The sequence below is a fragment of the Chryseobacterium camelliae genome (genome assembly GCF_030818575.1).
GTDB classification, from domain to species: Bacteria; Bacteroidota; Bacteroidia; order Flavobacteriales; family Weeksellaceae; genus Chryseobacterium; species Chryseobacterium camelliae_A.
Window position 1 is genome coordinate 4031865 of record NZ_JAUTAL010000001.1, and the last position, 15036, is coordinate 4046900.

14 protein-coding genes are annotated in these 15036 nt (G+C 39.8%); 6 read left to right on the forward strand and 8 right to left on the reverse strand.

All coding sequences use genetic code 11. The features are described 5' to 3' along the window. Positions 1-72: 72 nt before the first annotated feature. The 6 genes from QE404_RS18600 to QE404_RS18625 form a co-directional block, all read right to left on the reverse strand. Positions 73-2331 (reverse strand): TonB-dependent receptor domain-containing protein, encoded by a 2259-nt coding sequence (locus QE404_RS18600; protein WP_307453069.1) that lies wholly within the window; start codon positions 2329-2331, stop codon positions 73-75. Between the two features lie 343 nt (positions 2332-2674). Next, positions 2675-3013 carry a DUF3817 domain-containing protein gene (locus tag QE404_RS18605; protein WP_307453071.1) on the reverse strand — a complete coding sequence of 113 codons (339 nt, stop codon included), beginning with the start codon at positions 3011-3013 and terminating at the stop codon, positions 2675-2677. 63 nt (positions 3014-3076) lie between these two features. Then, positions 3077-3661, reverse strand: a complete 585-nt coding sequence (gene nadD, locus QE404_RS18610; protein WP_307453072.1) for a nicotinate (nicotinamide) nucleotide adenylyltransferase — start codon at positions 3659-3661, stop codon at positions 3077-3079. Between the two features lie 75 nt (positions 3662-3736). Then, complete coding sequence (gene recJ / locus QE404_RS18615) at positions 3737-5449, reverse strand: single-stranded-DNA-specific exonuclease RecJ (protein ID WP_307454056.1); 1713 nt, start codon at positions 5447-5449, stop codon at positions 3737-3739. 232 nt (positions 5450-5681) lie between these two features. Then, positions 5682-7058: an alpha-amylase family glycosyl hydrolase gene (locus QE404_RS18620; RefSeq protein ID WP_307453074.1), complete on the reverse strand. Its 1377-nt coding sequence runs from the start codon at positions 7056-7058 to the stop codon at positions 5682-5684. 111 nt (positions 7059-7169) lie between these two features. Continuing rightward, the gene (locus QE404_RS18625; RefSeq protein WP_307453076.1) at positions 7170-8792 is read right to left on the reverse strand and encodes an ABC-F family ATP-binding cassette domain-containing protein; all 1623 of its coding nucleotides are present in this window, start codon (positions 8790-8792) and stop codon (positions 7170-7172) included. Between the two features lie 123 nt (positions 8793-8915). Between QE404_RS18625 and smpB the strand changes: the two genes are divergently transcribed. The 5 genes from smpB to QE404_RS18650 all read left to right on the forward strand — a co-directional run bounded on the left by smpB (position 8916) and on the right by QE404_RS18650 (position 13624). Continuing rightward, positions 8916-9374, forward strand: coding sequence for an SsrA-binding protein SmpB (gene smpB, locus QE404_RS18630; RefSeq protein WP_307453078.1), 459 nt, complete (start codon positions 8916-8918; stop codon positions 9372-9374). A 77-nt stretch (positions 9375-9451) separates the two neighbouring features. Then, complete coding sequence (locus QE404_RS18635) at positions 9452-10936, forward strand: OmpA family protein (protein WP_307453080.1); 1485 nt, start codon at positions 9452-9454, stop codon at positions 10934-10936. Positions 10937-11030: 94 nt separating this feature from the next. Then, positions 11031-11771 carry a YebC/PmpR family DNA-binding transcriptional regulator gene (locus QE404_RS18640; protein ID WP_307453082.1) on the forward strand — a complete coding sequence of 247 codons (741 nt, stop codon included), beginning with the start codon at positions 11031-11033 and terminating at the stop codon, positions 11769-11771. Positions 11772-11828: 57 nt separating this feature from the next. After that, a complete protein-coding gene (locus QE404_RS18645; protein ID WP_307453084.1) occupies positions 11829-12656 on the forward strand; it encodes a UDP-2,3-diacylglucosamine diphosphatase in 828 nt (275 codons plus the stop codon). Further along, a complete protein-coding gene (locus QE404_RS18650; protein ID WP_307453086.1) occupies positions 12653-13624 on the forward strand; it encodes a glycosyltransferase family protein in 972 nt (323 codons plus the stop codon). Before QE404_RS18645 ends, QE404_RS18650 begins: the two co-directional genes overlap by 4 nt. On the opposite strand, the gene QE404_RS18655 is transcribed toward QE404_RS18650, so the two are convergent. Further along, entirely contained in the window at positions 13613-13903 is a 291-nt protein-coding gene (locus tag QE404_RS18655) for a GNAT family N-acetyltransferase (RefSeq protein ID WP_307453088.1), read from the reverse strand. The two genes, QE404_RS18650 and QE404_RS18655, sit on opposite strands and share 12 nt — an antisense overlap. A 13-nt stretch (positions 13904-13916) precedes the next feature. On the opposite strand from QE404_RS18655, the gene QE404_RS18660 reads away from it, so the two are divergent. Continuing rightward, entirely contained in the window at positions 13917-14117 is a 201-nt protein-coding gene (locus QE404_RS18660) for a hypothetical protein (RefSeq protein ID WP_307453090.1), read from the forward strand. A gap of 148 nt (positions 14118-14265) precedes the next feature. Here the strand turns inward: QE404_RS18660 and QE404_RS18665 are convergent, their stop codons facing one another. After that, positions 14266-15015 (reverse strand): RDD family protein, encoded by a 750-nt coding sequence (locus QE404_RS18665; protein WP_307453092.1) that lies wholly within the window; start codon positions 15013-15015, stop codon positions 14266-14268. Positions 15016-15036 lie beyond the last annotated feature (21 nt).

The following is a 15036-nucleotide window of genomic DNA, read 5'->3' on the forward strand; positions in this document are numbered from 1 at the left end:
TAAAGATAACAAAACCTGCCGGAATTCACCGACAGGTCATAACAAAATAATTGATATGAAGAATGATAATTCTTACCGTGTTCTGCTCTTGATGGCATCGGAAGCTCCTTCGATGTCCCGTACTTTCTTCACCTTTTTATTTCCGAAGTTATAGGTGATGCTGAATGTACCCCCCCTGTTGTACTGGTCATTACGGATGTAATTATAGTTCCCGTTAGCCTGTGTGTCTTCTATTACTATAATATTGGTGCGTAGTACATCCTCAAGGTTTAAGGCAAAGGTCCAGTCGTTCCAGGTTTTTTTGATACTGATATCAAGGCTCATGAGATTTTTAAGCAATCCAAGCTCTATTTGCTGGCGGTCTACGAAAAAGTAGTTCACGCCGAGGAACCAGGATTTGTTCTTATCCAGCCGGATCGTGTTATTCGTCTGTATCATTAAGCTCGTAGATTTGGTTTTATTGGTATAGGTATCGAATACCTGACCTGTAGTAGGATCAATATTGAGTGTCCCGTTATTGATGTTATGCTGGAACCCTGCGTTGAAGTTCGTAGTAAGGTAGCCTTTAAAGAATGTTTTCTGAATTCCGGCCATTGCAGACATTTCCTGCTTGGTCCCGAAATTGGTCCTGATATAGGCCAGCTGTACTTTTTCAATATTGTTTTCCATATACGTCCTTTGCAAAGGAACCTGTGTGATAACATCTTTAAACAGCGAGTGGTTTAAGATCAGGAAATAAGAATTCTTATACATATAGGTCAGCTCCTGATTATAGGTAGAGGCTGCTTTTACAAAAGGATTGTTTTGGGTATAATTGTTTTCGGTGATGATGTTTTTTACCGGATTCAGCTCCCAGAAACTTGGTCTTCTCATTCTGCTCGAAAATGAATAGGAAAGATTGTTTTTATCATTGATGGCATAGTTGAAACTCAGGTAAGGGAGCAGGTTCTGGTAGTTGCGTTTAATTTTTTGGTATTCCGGCTGTTTTGCATTATCCGAAGTCCCGAGGCTGCTGGTAATTTCATATCGGGCACCGGCTTTTCCGGAAAACTTATCAGAAAATTTCTTTTCGAAGGTCACGTAAAGGCCATAAATGTTTTCATCATAAATAAAGTGATTCGGATCTTCCTTTGTCTGTGTATTCAGTAATGTATCGTCATCATTATAGCTGTAACTGAAAGTGGTATTCCGGGTATCGTTATCTGTTTTGGTCTTGTTGAAATTACCACCGGCAGAGAAGGTAAAATCATGTTTGAATTTCTGGATGTAATCTACCGTTCCGGAAAAATTATTGATGAGCTGCGGAATATTCTGGATGATTTTTTTACTGATCAGTGAAAAGTCATTTGCAGTACCGGGCAGCATGGTCTTGTTATCGGAGTACTGGAACCGCTTGTAGTTGAGGTATGCTGCATTCACATTAAGCTTACTGCCCAGTGAATCCAGTTTCAGTTCATAGTTAAGGTTCACAGAATTGTTGTAATTGCGTGCATCCTCCTTATTTTTTGTACGGGTGTAATTGGTGGAAATCAGGTTTCCGTTGCTGTACTGGGTAATGGTGTTTAAAAGGTCGATGGTGGAATTATAACTTTTGTTGGCCCAGGAATTCCATGAAAGAGCCAGATTGCTTTTATCGTTCAGCTGATAATCAACATTCAGGTAGCCACCGATATTTTTATTCGGGTCATCAATGTTTCCTACAGATTCATTCCTGATATTGCCTGTTCCGTTTTTCAGTATGTAAGCCTGTGGGTTAATGTTTTCTCCTCCGCTGAGGCTTGAGCTGATGCCCAGCTTATCTTTACGGTAATTTACGGAAAAGCTGGCCTGGCTTGCGTTGTATTTATTCTGGCTGTTGGACATTCTCATGGTTCCGCTGGTTCCGTCGCTCATTCTCTTCTTCAGAATGATATTGATGATGCCGTCAGAGGATTCCACCTGATATTCACTCCCCGGAACGGTAATCACTTCAATCTTCTGAATATTCTCAGCCGGTGTGTTTTTAAGGAACTGTACCAGGGACTCTGCATCCATATTGGTCTTTCTTCCGTTGATGTAAATCAGAGCATTGTTCTTTCCGGCAATCTTTAATGTTTTATCATCTGTGGTAGAAAGCAGAGGCATCTGTTTCAGAAGGTCAAAAGTCGTGTTGCCTTTGGATACTGGCGAAGCAGCTACATCATAAACAAAGCGGTCGCTTTGCTTTTTAAATACCTGTTTGGTGATGGTTACTTCATCAATAGACTTTGTTTTTACAGAATCGGTTTTTTTCTCCTGGGCAAAAGTAAAACCGGTGAAGAATATAGCAGCAATGAGAATGGTCGTTTTCATGATTATAAATTTATTTAATAGCTTGTATTTTTTATTATCTAACATTGCAAAGATATATATTAATTTTAGTATCATGCAATACAAAGTACTTAAAATATTTTTGCTTTATATTTAATGAATTGATTATCAGTTGTTAAAATTTTAATTAAAAGTTGATGCTTGTCAATTCTGTATTGAAAAGACAATCTTACATGAAAAAATATTACATTGAGAGATAAATAATTTTATAATTGATCAAGAGAAGAGTGCTGGAAGTTGATTAAAAGTCATAGCAACAGAACATCTTCAGAGAGTATTTGAGATGTTTTCATAAAAAAAAGGACCTTGTTAGTCCTTTTTTGTTTTATTCTCTGTCAAATCTAGCCAGGCTTTTATCAATCCAGATCGTTGCAAACGGAAAGAATGCTGCAATTAGTGAAAAAACACTGTCTTCATCATCCCAGAGATATATTTTTCTTATCGAAGGTAAAAACAGAAGGTACAGTGAGAAAAAGAGCCCATGAATACTGCCGATGGTACTGATGTAAATGATGGGAACTACTCCGTTGGGATCTATACGGATCCAGGTCATGGCAGTAAATAAGAAAAACCATGAGATTGCTTCCGCAAGACAAATCTGCTTGAACCATTTAATCAGTTTTTCTTTGGGATATTTTGAAAAAAATTTTTCTATGAAATTCATAATTGAATGATTAAGGTCTTGAAGAGCCGGAGCGATATCCGCTCAAACCTTTTCATTGCAAAATTACTTATAAAAACTGCTTCCGTCCAAATATTCGAAGACTTCCGGCGGCAGCATCGGCCTCACATTTTTACCCTCCCGAATCATGGCCCGGATTTCCGTAGCAGAAAGTTCGATCACAGGAGCTTTAATCATTGAAATATTGGTGTGGTTGCCGTATACGGATTCTTTTTTTGCTCCTTCAAATACTCTTGGATACACGATAATGTGGTGATTTTCCACCAGGAGATCCGCATTTTTCCATTTGTGGAGGCTGCCGAGGTTATCTTCACCCATAATCAGGCTGAAAGAGTGCTCAGGATATTTTTCATGAAGGTAGGTTAGCGTATCAACAGTATAGCTGGGCTTCGGTAAAGAGAACTCTATATTGGAAGCCCGCATATTCGGATAGTTCTTTACCGCAAGCTGAACCATGTCAAGCCTGTTGTGGTCGCTGAGCAGGGTTTTTTTATCTTTAAAAGGATTCTGAGGGCTTACCACAAACCACAGCTCATCCATATCAGAATTTTCCAGGATATAATTAGCCAGGATCAGGTGGCCTATATGGATAGGATTGAATGATCCGAAAAACAAACCGATTTTTTTCATGGGTTTTATGATGGACTGTACCAGCAAAAAACGGTTATTAGCTGATACAGCGGTTGAAACGTATTGAATTTATATTTAATCACTGAATTTTACATCCTTGATGTTAAGGTAATGTGTCACATTGCCTTTCCAGTGGTTTTCTTCCAGTGTAAAAGCAAGGTCGAAACTTTTAGTCCTGAAGTCATCGGCAAACTGTCCCAGCTTGAAGCCTACGCATTCAATACTCCTTCCGGTAGATTCCTGTTTGATATAAAACTTCAGGTGATTATTGTCTTTCCCCATCGTTTTGATATATCCGGAAACCTTCTGCTTGGTTAAAGCCAGGATAGGCTTCATATTATGAGGGCCGAAAGGCGCCAGTTTCCTGTGGAAATTAATGAACTCCCGGTTGATTTCATCGATGTGGATTTCCGAATCTATGGTTATTGATGGCTCTTTCTGGTGATCTTTGATCTTTTCTGATACAATGCGTTCAAATTTTTCTTTGAATGCCTCAAATTTTTCCTTTTCCATAGAAAGTCCTGCAGCAGCATGATGTCCGCCGAATTTCAGGAAGTATTCGGAGCACAGGTCCAGGGCTTCGTGCACATCAAAGTCGGCAACGGATCGTGCGGAAGCAACCATTTCTCCATTGTTTCCGTCTGTGAAAACCAGTGTAGGACGGTAATACGTTTCAATCAGCCTTGAGGCTACGATACCGATAACGCCCTTGTTCCATTCAGGATGGTAAACAATAGTTGTAAGCCGGCTTTCCTGCTGGGATTCGATGATCTGGTTCAGCGCAGACAGGGTAGAATTCATATCCAGCTCGCGCCTTTCATCATTCAGGTCCATGATATCATTAACGATCTGATGGGCGTGTTTCAGGTTATCCGAAACCATGAGCTCAACAGCAGCCTTACCATGCGAAATCCTTCCGGCAGCATTGATTTTAGGGGCAATTTCAAAAACAATATTGGAGATCTCAAAATGAGAAAGTTTATCATCCGGAATCAGCAGTCTCAAACCTAGATTACGTGTTTTCCTCAGTGTCTTAAGGCCCATTTTAGCCAATACACGGTTTTCACCGGTCATCGATACGATATCAGCAGCGATGGAAATGGCTAGAAGATCAGTCAGTTCAAATAATTCGGCTTCAGGAATCCTGTAAATGGTATTCAATCCCTGGCAGAGTTTGAAGCCGACCCCGCATCCTGAAAGTTCCTTAAAAGGATACCGGCAGTCTGCCCGTTTAGGATCAAGAACGGCAACGGCATCAGGAATTTCTTCTCCCGGAAGGTGATGGTCGCAAATGATGAAATCAATTCCTGCTTCTTTTGCATAATTAATCATGTCAATGGCCTTGATCCCGCAGTCCAGCGCAATGATCAAAGAAAATCCGTTGTCGCGGGCGAAATCAATACCTTCCGTTGAAATACCGTATCCTTCAGAATTCCTGTCCGGAATATAATAATCCAGGTATTTTTTCTGGACAATTTTGCTGAGGTAAAGATACATCAGGGCCACGGCAGTGGTTCCGTCCACATCATAATCTCCGTAAATCAGTATTTTTTCTCCGTTTTCAATGGCGTTAGCAATGCGTTCAACCGCTTTTTGCATATCTGCCATCAGGAAAGGGTTGTGGATGTCGTTTAAATTCGGTTTGAAAAATTCTCTGGCCTTTTGATAATTGTCAATTCCTCTCAGTACGAGAAGTTTAGATTCAAAAGTTCCAAAACCAAGTGACGAACTTAGTCCATCCACGATTTCCTCATCGGGTTCAGGCTTGTAAATCCATTTTTGACTCATTTCACAAAAATAGGGAAATTTTTTTTGCTTTCATTTTTTTAAAAGCCCATGTTGCCTGCCAGAGGCTCTTTTTTAATCAGGTTAAGACAATACATCAATTTTTTTGTGGGCTGATAACCTAAATAATTAACCGTTGTAAAGGTCAACTATTTTAATACAAACTCATTCGCCACACTTAAGGAAATATAATTTGCTTAAACAATTTTTCATAGGAGCCTGATATGATTCCTGCCTATTTAGTTTTAACTAAAACCCTGTATTCCCAAGCCTTCAGTTTCATTGGGGTTTTATTTTCTGAAATCATATAAGGTGTACCCGAAAACAGTTCTTTATAAGTATTTTTAAAATATTGGGTGTCCAGCTTAACCTCTGCATCTTTATCGGAGAAATTAATAATGGTCATTACCGCATCTCCGTTTTTCTCTCTGTAGAATGACAGTATGTTATTCATATTGTCATTATGAACCCTTTCCATTTCGCCGCCCCAACGGCCATTCCACAGCGCCTGATTGCTGTGTTTGAGTTTGAATAAGGTTTCATAAATGCCGGCAAATCGATGTTCTTTCCAGCCGATAGGATCCTTGTCAAAAAAAGCAAGGCTCCTGTCTAGCCCCGCTTCCTGTCCGCTGTACACCAGAGGCATTCCGTTGACGGTGCTACAAAGGACCATGGCTGCTTCAAGCCCGTTCCCGAAATTGGAAAACTGGTTGCCTTCCCAGGAATTTTTATCATGATTATCGGTAAAGGTCATCCGGTAGGAGTCATAAGGGAAGCTGTTGACATCATGGGCCATATATTCAAACAGAGCCGGAGCGCCCTTCTTCTCAACAGTGGCCAGCTTCAGTTTATCCCAAAGCGTCCACGAATATGTCATATCAAAAGATTTTTTATAAAGATCCCTGGATTCCCATTCTGCAAGCATGAAAACAGGTTTTAGCTGATCCAGCTCCGTTCTGGCATTTTCCCAGAAGTCAACAGGGATAAATCCGGCAACATCGCAGCGGAAACCATCTATATCGGTTTCAGAGACCCAATATTTGAGCGCATCAGTCATATACTTTCTGAAAGCAGGATTATTGTAATCAAAATCAATCACGTCATCCCAGTCGTACCATGGTGTAGGCTGGAACTTTCCCTCCCTCGTTTTCGTGTACCAGTCAGGATGCTCTTTGGTCAGGGGATTGTCCCATGCAGAATGATTCCCCACCCAATCGATGATAACGTGCATTCCCATGCTGTGTATTTTGCGGACCAGGTTTTTAAAATCATCCAAACTGCCGAAATCAGGATTGATCCCTTTAAAGTCCTTCACAGAATAGTAGCTGCCCAGTTTACCTTTGCGGTTAAGTTCTCCTATCGGATGCACCGGCATCAGCCAGATGATATCAACCCCCATTTTTTTTAAGCGGGGAAGATGTTTTTCAAAGGCTTTGAAAGTTCCTTCCGGCGTATATTGCCTGATGTTGACTTCATAAATCGTTGCATTCTTTGACCATTCAGGATGCCTGATTTCAACATAGGGTTTTGGCTGGTAACGGACATCATTTTCCTGGGCATGTACACCCCCGGAAAACATAGTAAAGATGATCAGCAGCAATATGTTTTTCATACTTTAATTTTATTCTAAGATAAACAAAAGAAATACATAAGATCGCGACATAAGACATAAAAAAACCTCAAAAATATTTTTGAGGTTTCTGTACATTTCAAGAATTCAGGATTAAGAATACATCTTTTCCTTCAGTTCTTTTACTTTTTTATCAGCAAGGTATTCATCATAGGTCATTTCCCTGTCGATGATTCCTTTAGGCGTCAGTTCAATGATCCTGTTACAGACTGTAGACAACATTTCGTGGTCATGAGAGGCCAGTAAAAGGTTTCCTTTGAAGTTGGACAATGAGTTGTTCAGGGTCGTGATACTTTCAAGGTCCAGGTGGTTGGTAGGTTCGTCCAGTAAAAGAACATTGGCTTTCTGAAGCATCATCCTGCTGAACATACACCTCATTTTTTCACCCCCGGAAAGTACTTTACATGATTTCAAAGCTTCATCCCCTGAGAAAAGCATTCTACCCAGGAATCCTCTCATAAATTCCTCATGACGTTCTTCATCGTTTTTCGTGAATTGTCTTAGCCAGTCTACCAGGCTTAAATCTTCCTGAAAGAAATTCGTGTTGTCTAAAGGCATGTGAGACTGAGTAGTGGTAACTCCCCAGGCAACGCTTCCTTTGTCTGCTTCAGTGTTTCCTGCCAGGATTTCAAAAAATTCTGTGATCGCCAATGAATTTTTAGACAAAACCGCAACCTTATCCCCTTTTTTAAGGTTCAGATCGACGTTTGAGAATAACAATTCTCCGTCTTTTGTTTTTTCAAGGCCTTTAACGTCCAAAATCTGATCTCCCGCTTCTCTTTCCATTTCGAAAATAATGGCAGGATACCTTCTGGAAGTAGGTTTGATATCATCAATATTCAGTTTATCGATCATTTTCTTTCTAGCGGTAGCCTGTTTTGCTTTCGCTACGTTAGAGCTGAATCGTGCGATGAAATCCTGAAGTTCCTTCTTCTTTTCTTCCGCTTTTTTATTGGCCTGTGCTCTCTGCTTGGTTGCCAGCTGGGAAGCCTGGTACCAGAAAGAGTAGTTACCCGTGTAAAGATTCAGTTTTGCATAATCAAGGTCACCGATGTGGGTACATACGGTATCCAGGAAGTGACGGTCGTGGGATACAACAATGACCGTGTTTTCATAATCGGCAAGGAAATCCTCCAGCCACGAGATGGTTTCGATGTCCAGGTCATTGGTAGGCTCATCCAGGATCAGTACATCCGGATTCCCGAAAAGTGCCTGTGCGAGAAGGACTTTTACTTTGTCCTTATTCTCCAGCTCACTCATCATCTGCCAATGCATATCATCTTTGATGCCCACATTGGAAAGCATGGTCTGTGCATCAGATTCAGCGGTCCATCCGCCCATTTCATCATAGATCACACCCAGCTCGCCAGCTTTGATTCCGTCTTCATCAGAGAAATCCTCTTTGGCGTATAAGGCATCCATTTCCTCTTTTATCTCAAATAATTTCTTATTTCCTCTCAGAACCGCTTCCAGAACATTGTACTGGTCATAGGCAAAGTGATCCTGTTCCAGTACTGACATCCTTTTTCCCGGCTCCAGCGATACATGTCCTGTAGTCGGGTCCTGCTTTCCCGTTAATATTTTAAGGAATGTAGATTTTCCTGCACCATTTGCTCCGATAATCCCGTAGCAGTTTCCTTTGGTAAACATGATGTTTACTTCATCAAAGAGAACTCTTTTCCCGAATTGTAAAGATAAGTTAGATACTGTTAACATATAGTTTTGTAAATTTGGCGCAAAAATACGAAAAGAATTTGGGTAAATCGTAATAATGTAATAGTCAAGTTTTTAAATGAGCCGTATTTTTCATATATTTCATTAAAGAAATTTTTTAGGATCATGAAGATTGAAAAGACAGTCAATATAGTCAACAGAAGAGCCCGTTTCGAGTATGAAATCCTTGAGGAAATGGAAGCAGGAATGGTTTTAACCGGTACGGAAATAAAATCTTTACGGTCTTCCAAAGCATCCATTGCAGAATCCTTCTGTCAGTTTATAGAAGGGGAGTTGTACATCATTAACATGATGATCGATGAATATAAATTAGGCACTTTTTACAACCACAAAACAAAAAGGGAACGGAAATTGCTGTTGCACAAAAAAGAATTACAGAAGCTTGAAAAAAAACTGAAAGATGCAGGAAACACCATAATACCTCTCAAGTTATATATCAACGACAGAGGAAAAGCAAAGGTGTTAATTGCGCTGGGAAGGGGTAAAAAACTCTATGATAAAAGGGAAAGTATAAAAGATAGAGAAAATAAACGTAACCTCGACAGAGTATTAAAGAAAAGTTAAAATTCAGCTGAAAAACTTTGTGTATAAAGAAAAATTATATTTATTTTGCATTATCAATTATTTAATCATTTAATTCTATGAAAAATCTAAAATTAGGAATTTCAGCATTGGCGCTTACTGTTGCCTCTACTGTATTCGCACAGACTACCAACAATCCGTGGTTGATCGGGGTTGGTGCTCATGCGGAAAACCATATGGCGCAGAGAAACAACTTCAGTAATACGTTTTCTGCTAACAATCTTACGAAGACAATGTTCAATGTGAACAACTTCTCTATTACACCTCCGCTATCTAAACTTACCGTAGCAAGAAACGTTGCTAAAGGTTTTGTAGTAGACTGGCAGACTTCCGTAGGGAACGTTGAGAACAAGAGATTCAATATGGGGAAAGAATTCTTCCTTATGACAGGTCTTGGTTTACAGGCTAAAGCAGCCGGTATCCTTTGGAACGAAGAATCTTGGTTTGATCCTTACTTAAGAGTTGGTGCAAACTACCTGAGACATGACTACACTGCACTTTCATTCCCTAGAACGGATGCTAATGGTGAGTATGTTGCAAACGGTGAAAATGGTAACGAAAACGGTAAAGCAAACTTCTTTACAGTTTCTACAGGTGCAGGAGCTAACTTCTGGGTAACTAAAAACTTCGGTTTAGGTGTTCAGGGAGATTATGTATCCACTCCTGGTGACAAATCTAACGTTGCTAACTTCTGGCAGGCTTCTGCTTCCCTATTATTCAGATTCGGAAACAGAGACAGAGATAAGGATGGTATTTTAGATAAAGATGACTTATGTCCTGATACCCCAGGATTACCAGAATTCCAAGGATGTCCTGATACTGATGGCGATGGAGTTCCAGATAAAGACGATCAATGTCCAGATGTAGCTGGTCCAGTTGAAAACAACGGTTGTCCTTGGCCAGATACAGATGGTGACGGTGTAATCGATAAAGATGATGCTTGTCCTACAGTTGCAGGTCCTGCAGAAAACAACGGTTGTCCTTGGCCAGATACAGACGGTGACGGTATCCTTGATAAAGATGATGCTTGTCCTACAGTTCCTGGATTACCAGAATACAACGGTTGTCCTAAGCCTAAGAGCGTAACTGCTACTCAGGTTGAAGAGAACTTCAGAAGTGTTTACTTCGATTTCAACAAAGCTACCATCAAGCCTGAATCTAAACCAGCATTGGATAAAGCAGCTGAGATCATCAAAACTGACGGAGGTCACTACTTATTAGAAGGTAGAACAGATGCTAAAGGTTCTGAGGTTTATAACCTGAAACTTTCTAGAGAAAGAGCTGCTGCTGTAGTTGCTGCCCTAGATGCTAGAGGTGTAGATCCAAACGCTCTTAAATCTGTAGGTGTTGGTAAAGCTAAAGCTACTGTTCCTGCAACAGCATCAGACGCTGAAAGACAAGTAGACAGAAAAGTAGTGGTAACTGCTATCGAAGATGATGCTCAATGGAGTACAATGAAGAAGAAAGATTATGAAGATGCTCCGGTTAAAAAAGCACCAGCTAAAAAAACTACTAAGAAAAAAGTAGTTAAAAAAAGAAAATAATTAATTTTTCTGAATAATAAATACCTCCAAATTTTTGGAGGTATTTTTTTTTCATGGACTTTTAGTTATTTTTGTTGAAAATTATAATATAGAAATGGGAAGAGCATTTGAGTATAGAAAAGCTTCTAAAATGGCCCGCTGGGACAAGATGGCCAAGACATTTTCCAAAATAGGCAAAGATATTGCTCTGGCAGTAAAAGCAGGAGGTCCTGACCCTGAATCTAATCCTGCCCTGAGGAGATGTATCCAGAATGCGAAAGGGGCCAATATGCCTAAAGATAACGTAGAACGGGCGATCAAAAAAGCCAGCGGTGCAGATGCTGAAAATTACGAGGAGGTAACTTATGAAGGATACGGACAGGGTGGAGTTGCATTTTTTGTTGAATGTACCACTAACAATACAACCAGAACAGTAGCGAACGTCAGGGCTGTTTTCAATAAATTCGACGGTAACCTTGGAAAGAATGGGGAGCTTGCATTCATCTTCGACAGAAAGGGAATCTTTACAATCGATCTCGCTCAGATTAAAATGGACTGGGATGATTTTGAGATGGAAATGATCGACGGCGGGGCTGAAGATGTTGAAAAGGATGAAGAGGAAGTGATGATTACTACCGCCTTTGAAGATTTCGGATCTCTATCCCATAAGCTGGATGAACTGGGCATCGAGGCGAAAAGCGCAGAACTGCAAAGAATCCCGAACAATACCAAAGAAGTGACAGAAGATCAGTTCAAGGCGAATATGAAAATGCTGGAACGTTTTGAGGAAGATGATGATGTACAGAACGTATACCATAATATGGAGATCACAGAAGATATGATGAGCTCTTTGTAAAAAATATAATATAGCATTCATATACAGTTAATTTTCAATTAGTTTCTTTGTATCAGTATGAAAAGAAACGTTGAATTGGTTGTTATATCGGATGTTCATTTGGGAACTTATGGATGTAAGGCTAAAGAGCTACTAAGGTATCTTAATTCCGTTCAGCCCGGAACGCTGGTCTTAAATGGAGATATTATTGATATCTGGCAGTTCAAAAAGTCTTACTTCCCTAAGCCACATCTGAAAGTCATTAAAAAAATACTTTCACTGGCTACTAAAAGCACAAATGTATACTATATTACCGGAAACCATGATGAAATGTTCCGGAAATTCACAGACTTCGAATTAGGCAAACTTAAAGTATGCAATAAGCTATGCCTCACCATCAACCATAAAAAGACCTGGATTTTCCATGGTGATGTCTTTGATGCTTCAGTACAGCATTCTAAATGGATTGCCAAGCTTGGAGGAAAAGGCTATGATCTGCTGATTGTCATCAACAATATCGTTAACTGGTTTCTCGAAAGGATGGGGAAGGAAAAGTATTCATTTTCCAAAAAAATCAAAAACAACGTAAAAAAAGCAGTTAAGTACATTGGGGATTTTGAGCTTACTGCCTCAGAACTGGCAATAGATAATCATTATGACTATGTGATCTGCGGGCATATCCATCAACCCCAGATGCGTGAAGTGACCAATAAGAAAGGTTCGTGTACTTATCTTAATTCCGGGGACTGGATAGAGAATCTCTCTGCTTTGGAGTACAATGACGGAACATGGGAGATTTTCCATTATGATGAACATAAACATCTTCTCAAGGACGATTCGCATGATGAGATCCAGGATATCAATAGTGCAGATCTGATGAAAATTGTAACCAGCTTTTCCTTATGAAAATCCTTTATGCATTTCAGGGTACCGGCAACGGGCATATGGCAAGGGCACAGGAAATTGTCCCTATTCTCAAAAAATATGCGTCTGTAGATACACTGATCAGCGGACATCAGTCACAGCTAAAAGCAGACTTTGAAATTAATTTCCGGTACAGTGGGATCTCATTGCTATATAACAAGACCGGAGGTTTATCCTATTTTAAAACGCTTACACAGAATAATTTTCTGAAAGCGGCTCAAGTGATCAGGTCATTGGACCTTTCGGGGTATGATCTCATCATCAACGATTTCGAGCCATTAACCAGCTGGATCTGTAGGCTGAAAGGACTTCCTATGGTTGGGCTCAGCCATCAGGCTTCCATGAGTTTTAAGGAAACTCCTAAACCTGAAAAAAAAGATTTTTTCGGAGAACTGGTCCTGAAATATTATGCTCCTTTTAAAAAGGGGATAGGATTTCATTTTGAACCGTATCATATTAATATCAAAAAGCCTGTAATTAGAAAGAAAATCAGGAATCTACTTCCTGATAAGAAAGGATATTACTTGGTTTACCTTCCCAGCTTTTCCGATGAGAACATTATCCGTGTCCTGCACAATATACCCGTACAATGGAAAGTGTTTTCAAGATATGCCAGTCAATCTTTTGTTAAAGAAAATGTTGAAGTGTTCCCAATAGATGAACACCAATATTTACAATGCTTTGAAGGTTGCAACGGCATTTTATGCAATGCTGGCTTCGAGACTCCTGCAGAAGCGCTTTTCATGGATAAGAAACTATTTGTCATCCCTATCCAGAACCAATATGAGCAGGCATGCAATGCCTGTGCACTGGACAAAATGGGAATTCCTAATTCTACAATATTAAAAGAACAGGAGATAAGAGACTGGGTGGCTTCAGATTTTCATTATCAAGTGGATTATCCCGATGATATAGAAGAAATACTTTTAAGGGAAGTATTACGCAGGTAAAAAAATATCTTCTACATCATGCATCCTTCTCATTACTGCTCTTGCATAGGAACAGTGCGGATATACTTTCCACTTATTTTCACGGGCGAATTTGATGGCTTCTTCTACCAGGAATTTACCCATTCCTCTCCCTTCAAATTCAGGATGAACAAGTACAAATGAAATAACCAGCCTGTTCTGTTCCGGAAATATGGTATAAGTGAGCCTTCCAACTTCTTTAATATCATTATTGAGGGTGATTACACCGCCATTGCCTGATTTATTATTTTCGGTCCTCATATCTTTATTTTTCATGGAAAGTACAAAAACTGCACCGGGAAAAGTGGCATGTGATGAATTTTTAATGGTCAATAGTCAATCCGCTGCGCTTGACAATCTTTGCTGTCAGGAAGTTATTCACCATTCATTTGCTGAGCAAAATTTATTATTGACAGATGATTGTGAATGCGTCAATGGTCAATTCGCTGCACTTGTCAATTTTTGCTGCCGGTAAATTATTCTCTAATCACTTGTTGAGCGAAATTCATTATTGACAAGAGATTGTGAATACATCAATGGTCATTCGTTGCGCTTTTCAATTTTGATTCAGGGAAAAATTCACCATTCACTTGCAAAGCAAAATTGACCATCCACTTTCTTCCTCAGCTGTCCCTTCCTGTATAATAATTATAATCTTTGATGATGACATTAATAAACTGTCTTTCGGTCATCTTGGAGTGATCAATATCCAGTTTCAGAATGCTTTTGATTTTTTCAGAAAGCCTATTGATGACATGCCGGTCATCGGTCCGTATGGCTTTCATAAAGTTATCTTTGATAATCCTCATATCGTTATCACTTAAGGCAATTACCTGGGGGAATGAAGGAATATAATCTTCATTCAGGTTCTCGAGGATCGTATGGGAAATATTGATGCTGTTTTTTAAGGAGATAACGGCTGTTCCTGAAGCCATATCACCCAGTCGCTGATTATTTTTGGATACAATCATCGAGATCAGCCCAATGACTCCTGCGAAAGAAGTATCAATAATCCGGAAAACCCAGCGGATCATATAATCCCCGAATCCCGCCTGGTATCCGTCGATTTTTACCACGCGGATCTTCATGACTTTTTTGCCCGGCGTTTGCCCTTCCATTAAGCTTTCCAGGATCACAGGATAAATGTATACCGGGAAGGTAAGGGCAATATAAATGGCTATGACGGACCAGCGGTCCATCCCGGCCAGCAGGCGTCCCAGATCAAGAATACCGAAGAAAAGATAAAGGACAACGATGACATACGCCACTTTGATCAGCAGGTCGATAATGAAGGCTAGCATCCTTTCTCCAACACTGGCAATGTTGAAATTAATATTTACATTTTGTGAGGTATTAATCGCAATTTGAGACATAATTTTTATTATTTTAGCCTT

Excerpts from the sequence above, each read along its gene's own strand:
- QE404_RS18600 (WP_307453069.1), bottom strand. The coding sequence starts at position 2,331 with ATGAAAACGACCATTCTCATTGCTGCTATATTCTTCACCGGTTTTACT.
- QE404_RS18605 (WP_307453071.1), bottom strand. The coding sequence starts at position 3,013 with ATGAATTTCATAGAAAAATTTTTTTCAAAATATCCCAAAGAAAAACTG.
- nadD (WP_307453072.1), bottom strand. The coding sequence starts at position 3,661 with ATGAAAAAAATCGGTTTGTTTTTCGGATCATTCAATCCTATCCATATA.
- recJ (WP_307454056.1), bottom strand. The coding sequence starts at position 5,449 with ATGAGTCAAAAATGGATTTACAAGCCTGAACCCGATGAGGAAATCGTG.
- QE404_RS18620 (WP_307453074.1), bottom strand. The coding sequence starts at position 7,058 with ATGAAAAACATATTGCTGCTGATCATCTTTACTATGTTTTCCGGGGGT.
- QE404_RS18625 (WP_307453076.1), bottom strand. The coding sequence starts at position 8,792 with ATGTTAACAGTATCTAACTTATCTTTACAATTCGGGAAAAGAGTTCTC.
- smpB (WP_307453078.1), top strand. The coding sequence starts at position 8,916 with ATGAAGATTGAAAAGACAGTCAATATAGTCAACAGAAGAGCCCGTTTC.
- QE404_RS18635 (WP_307453080.1), top strand. The coding sequence starts at position 9,452 with ATGAAAAATCTAAAATTAGGAATTTCAGCATTGGCGCTTACTGTTGCC.
- QE404_RS18640 (WP_307453082.1), top strand. The coding sequence starts at position 11,031 with ATGGGAAGAGCATTTGAGTATAGAAAAGCTTCTAAAATGGCCCGCTGG.
- QE404_RS18645 (WP_307453084.1), top strand. The coding sequence starts at position 11,829 with ATGAAAAGAAACGTTGAATTGGTTGTTATATCGGATGTTCATTTGGGA.
- QE404_RS18650 (WP_307453086.1), top strand. The coding sequence starts at position 12,653 with ATGAAAATCCTTTATGCATTTCAGGGTACCGGCAACGGGCATATGGCA.
- QE404_RS18655 (WP_307453088.1), bottom strand. The coding sequence starts at position 13,903 with ATGAGGACCGAAAATAATAAATCAGGCAATGGCGGTGTAATCACCCTC.
- QE404_RS18660 (WP_307453090.1), top strand. The coding sequence starts at position 13,917 with ATGGAAAGTACAAAAACTGCACCGGGAAAAGTGGCATGTGATGAATTT.
- QE404_RS18665 (WP_307453092.1), bottom strand. The coding sequence starts at position 15,015 with ATGTCTCAAATTGCGATTAATACCTCACAAAATGTAAATATTAATTTC.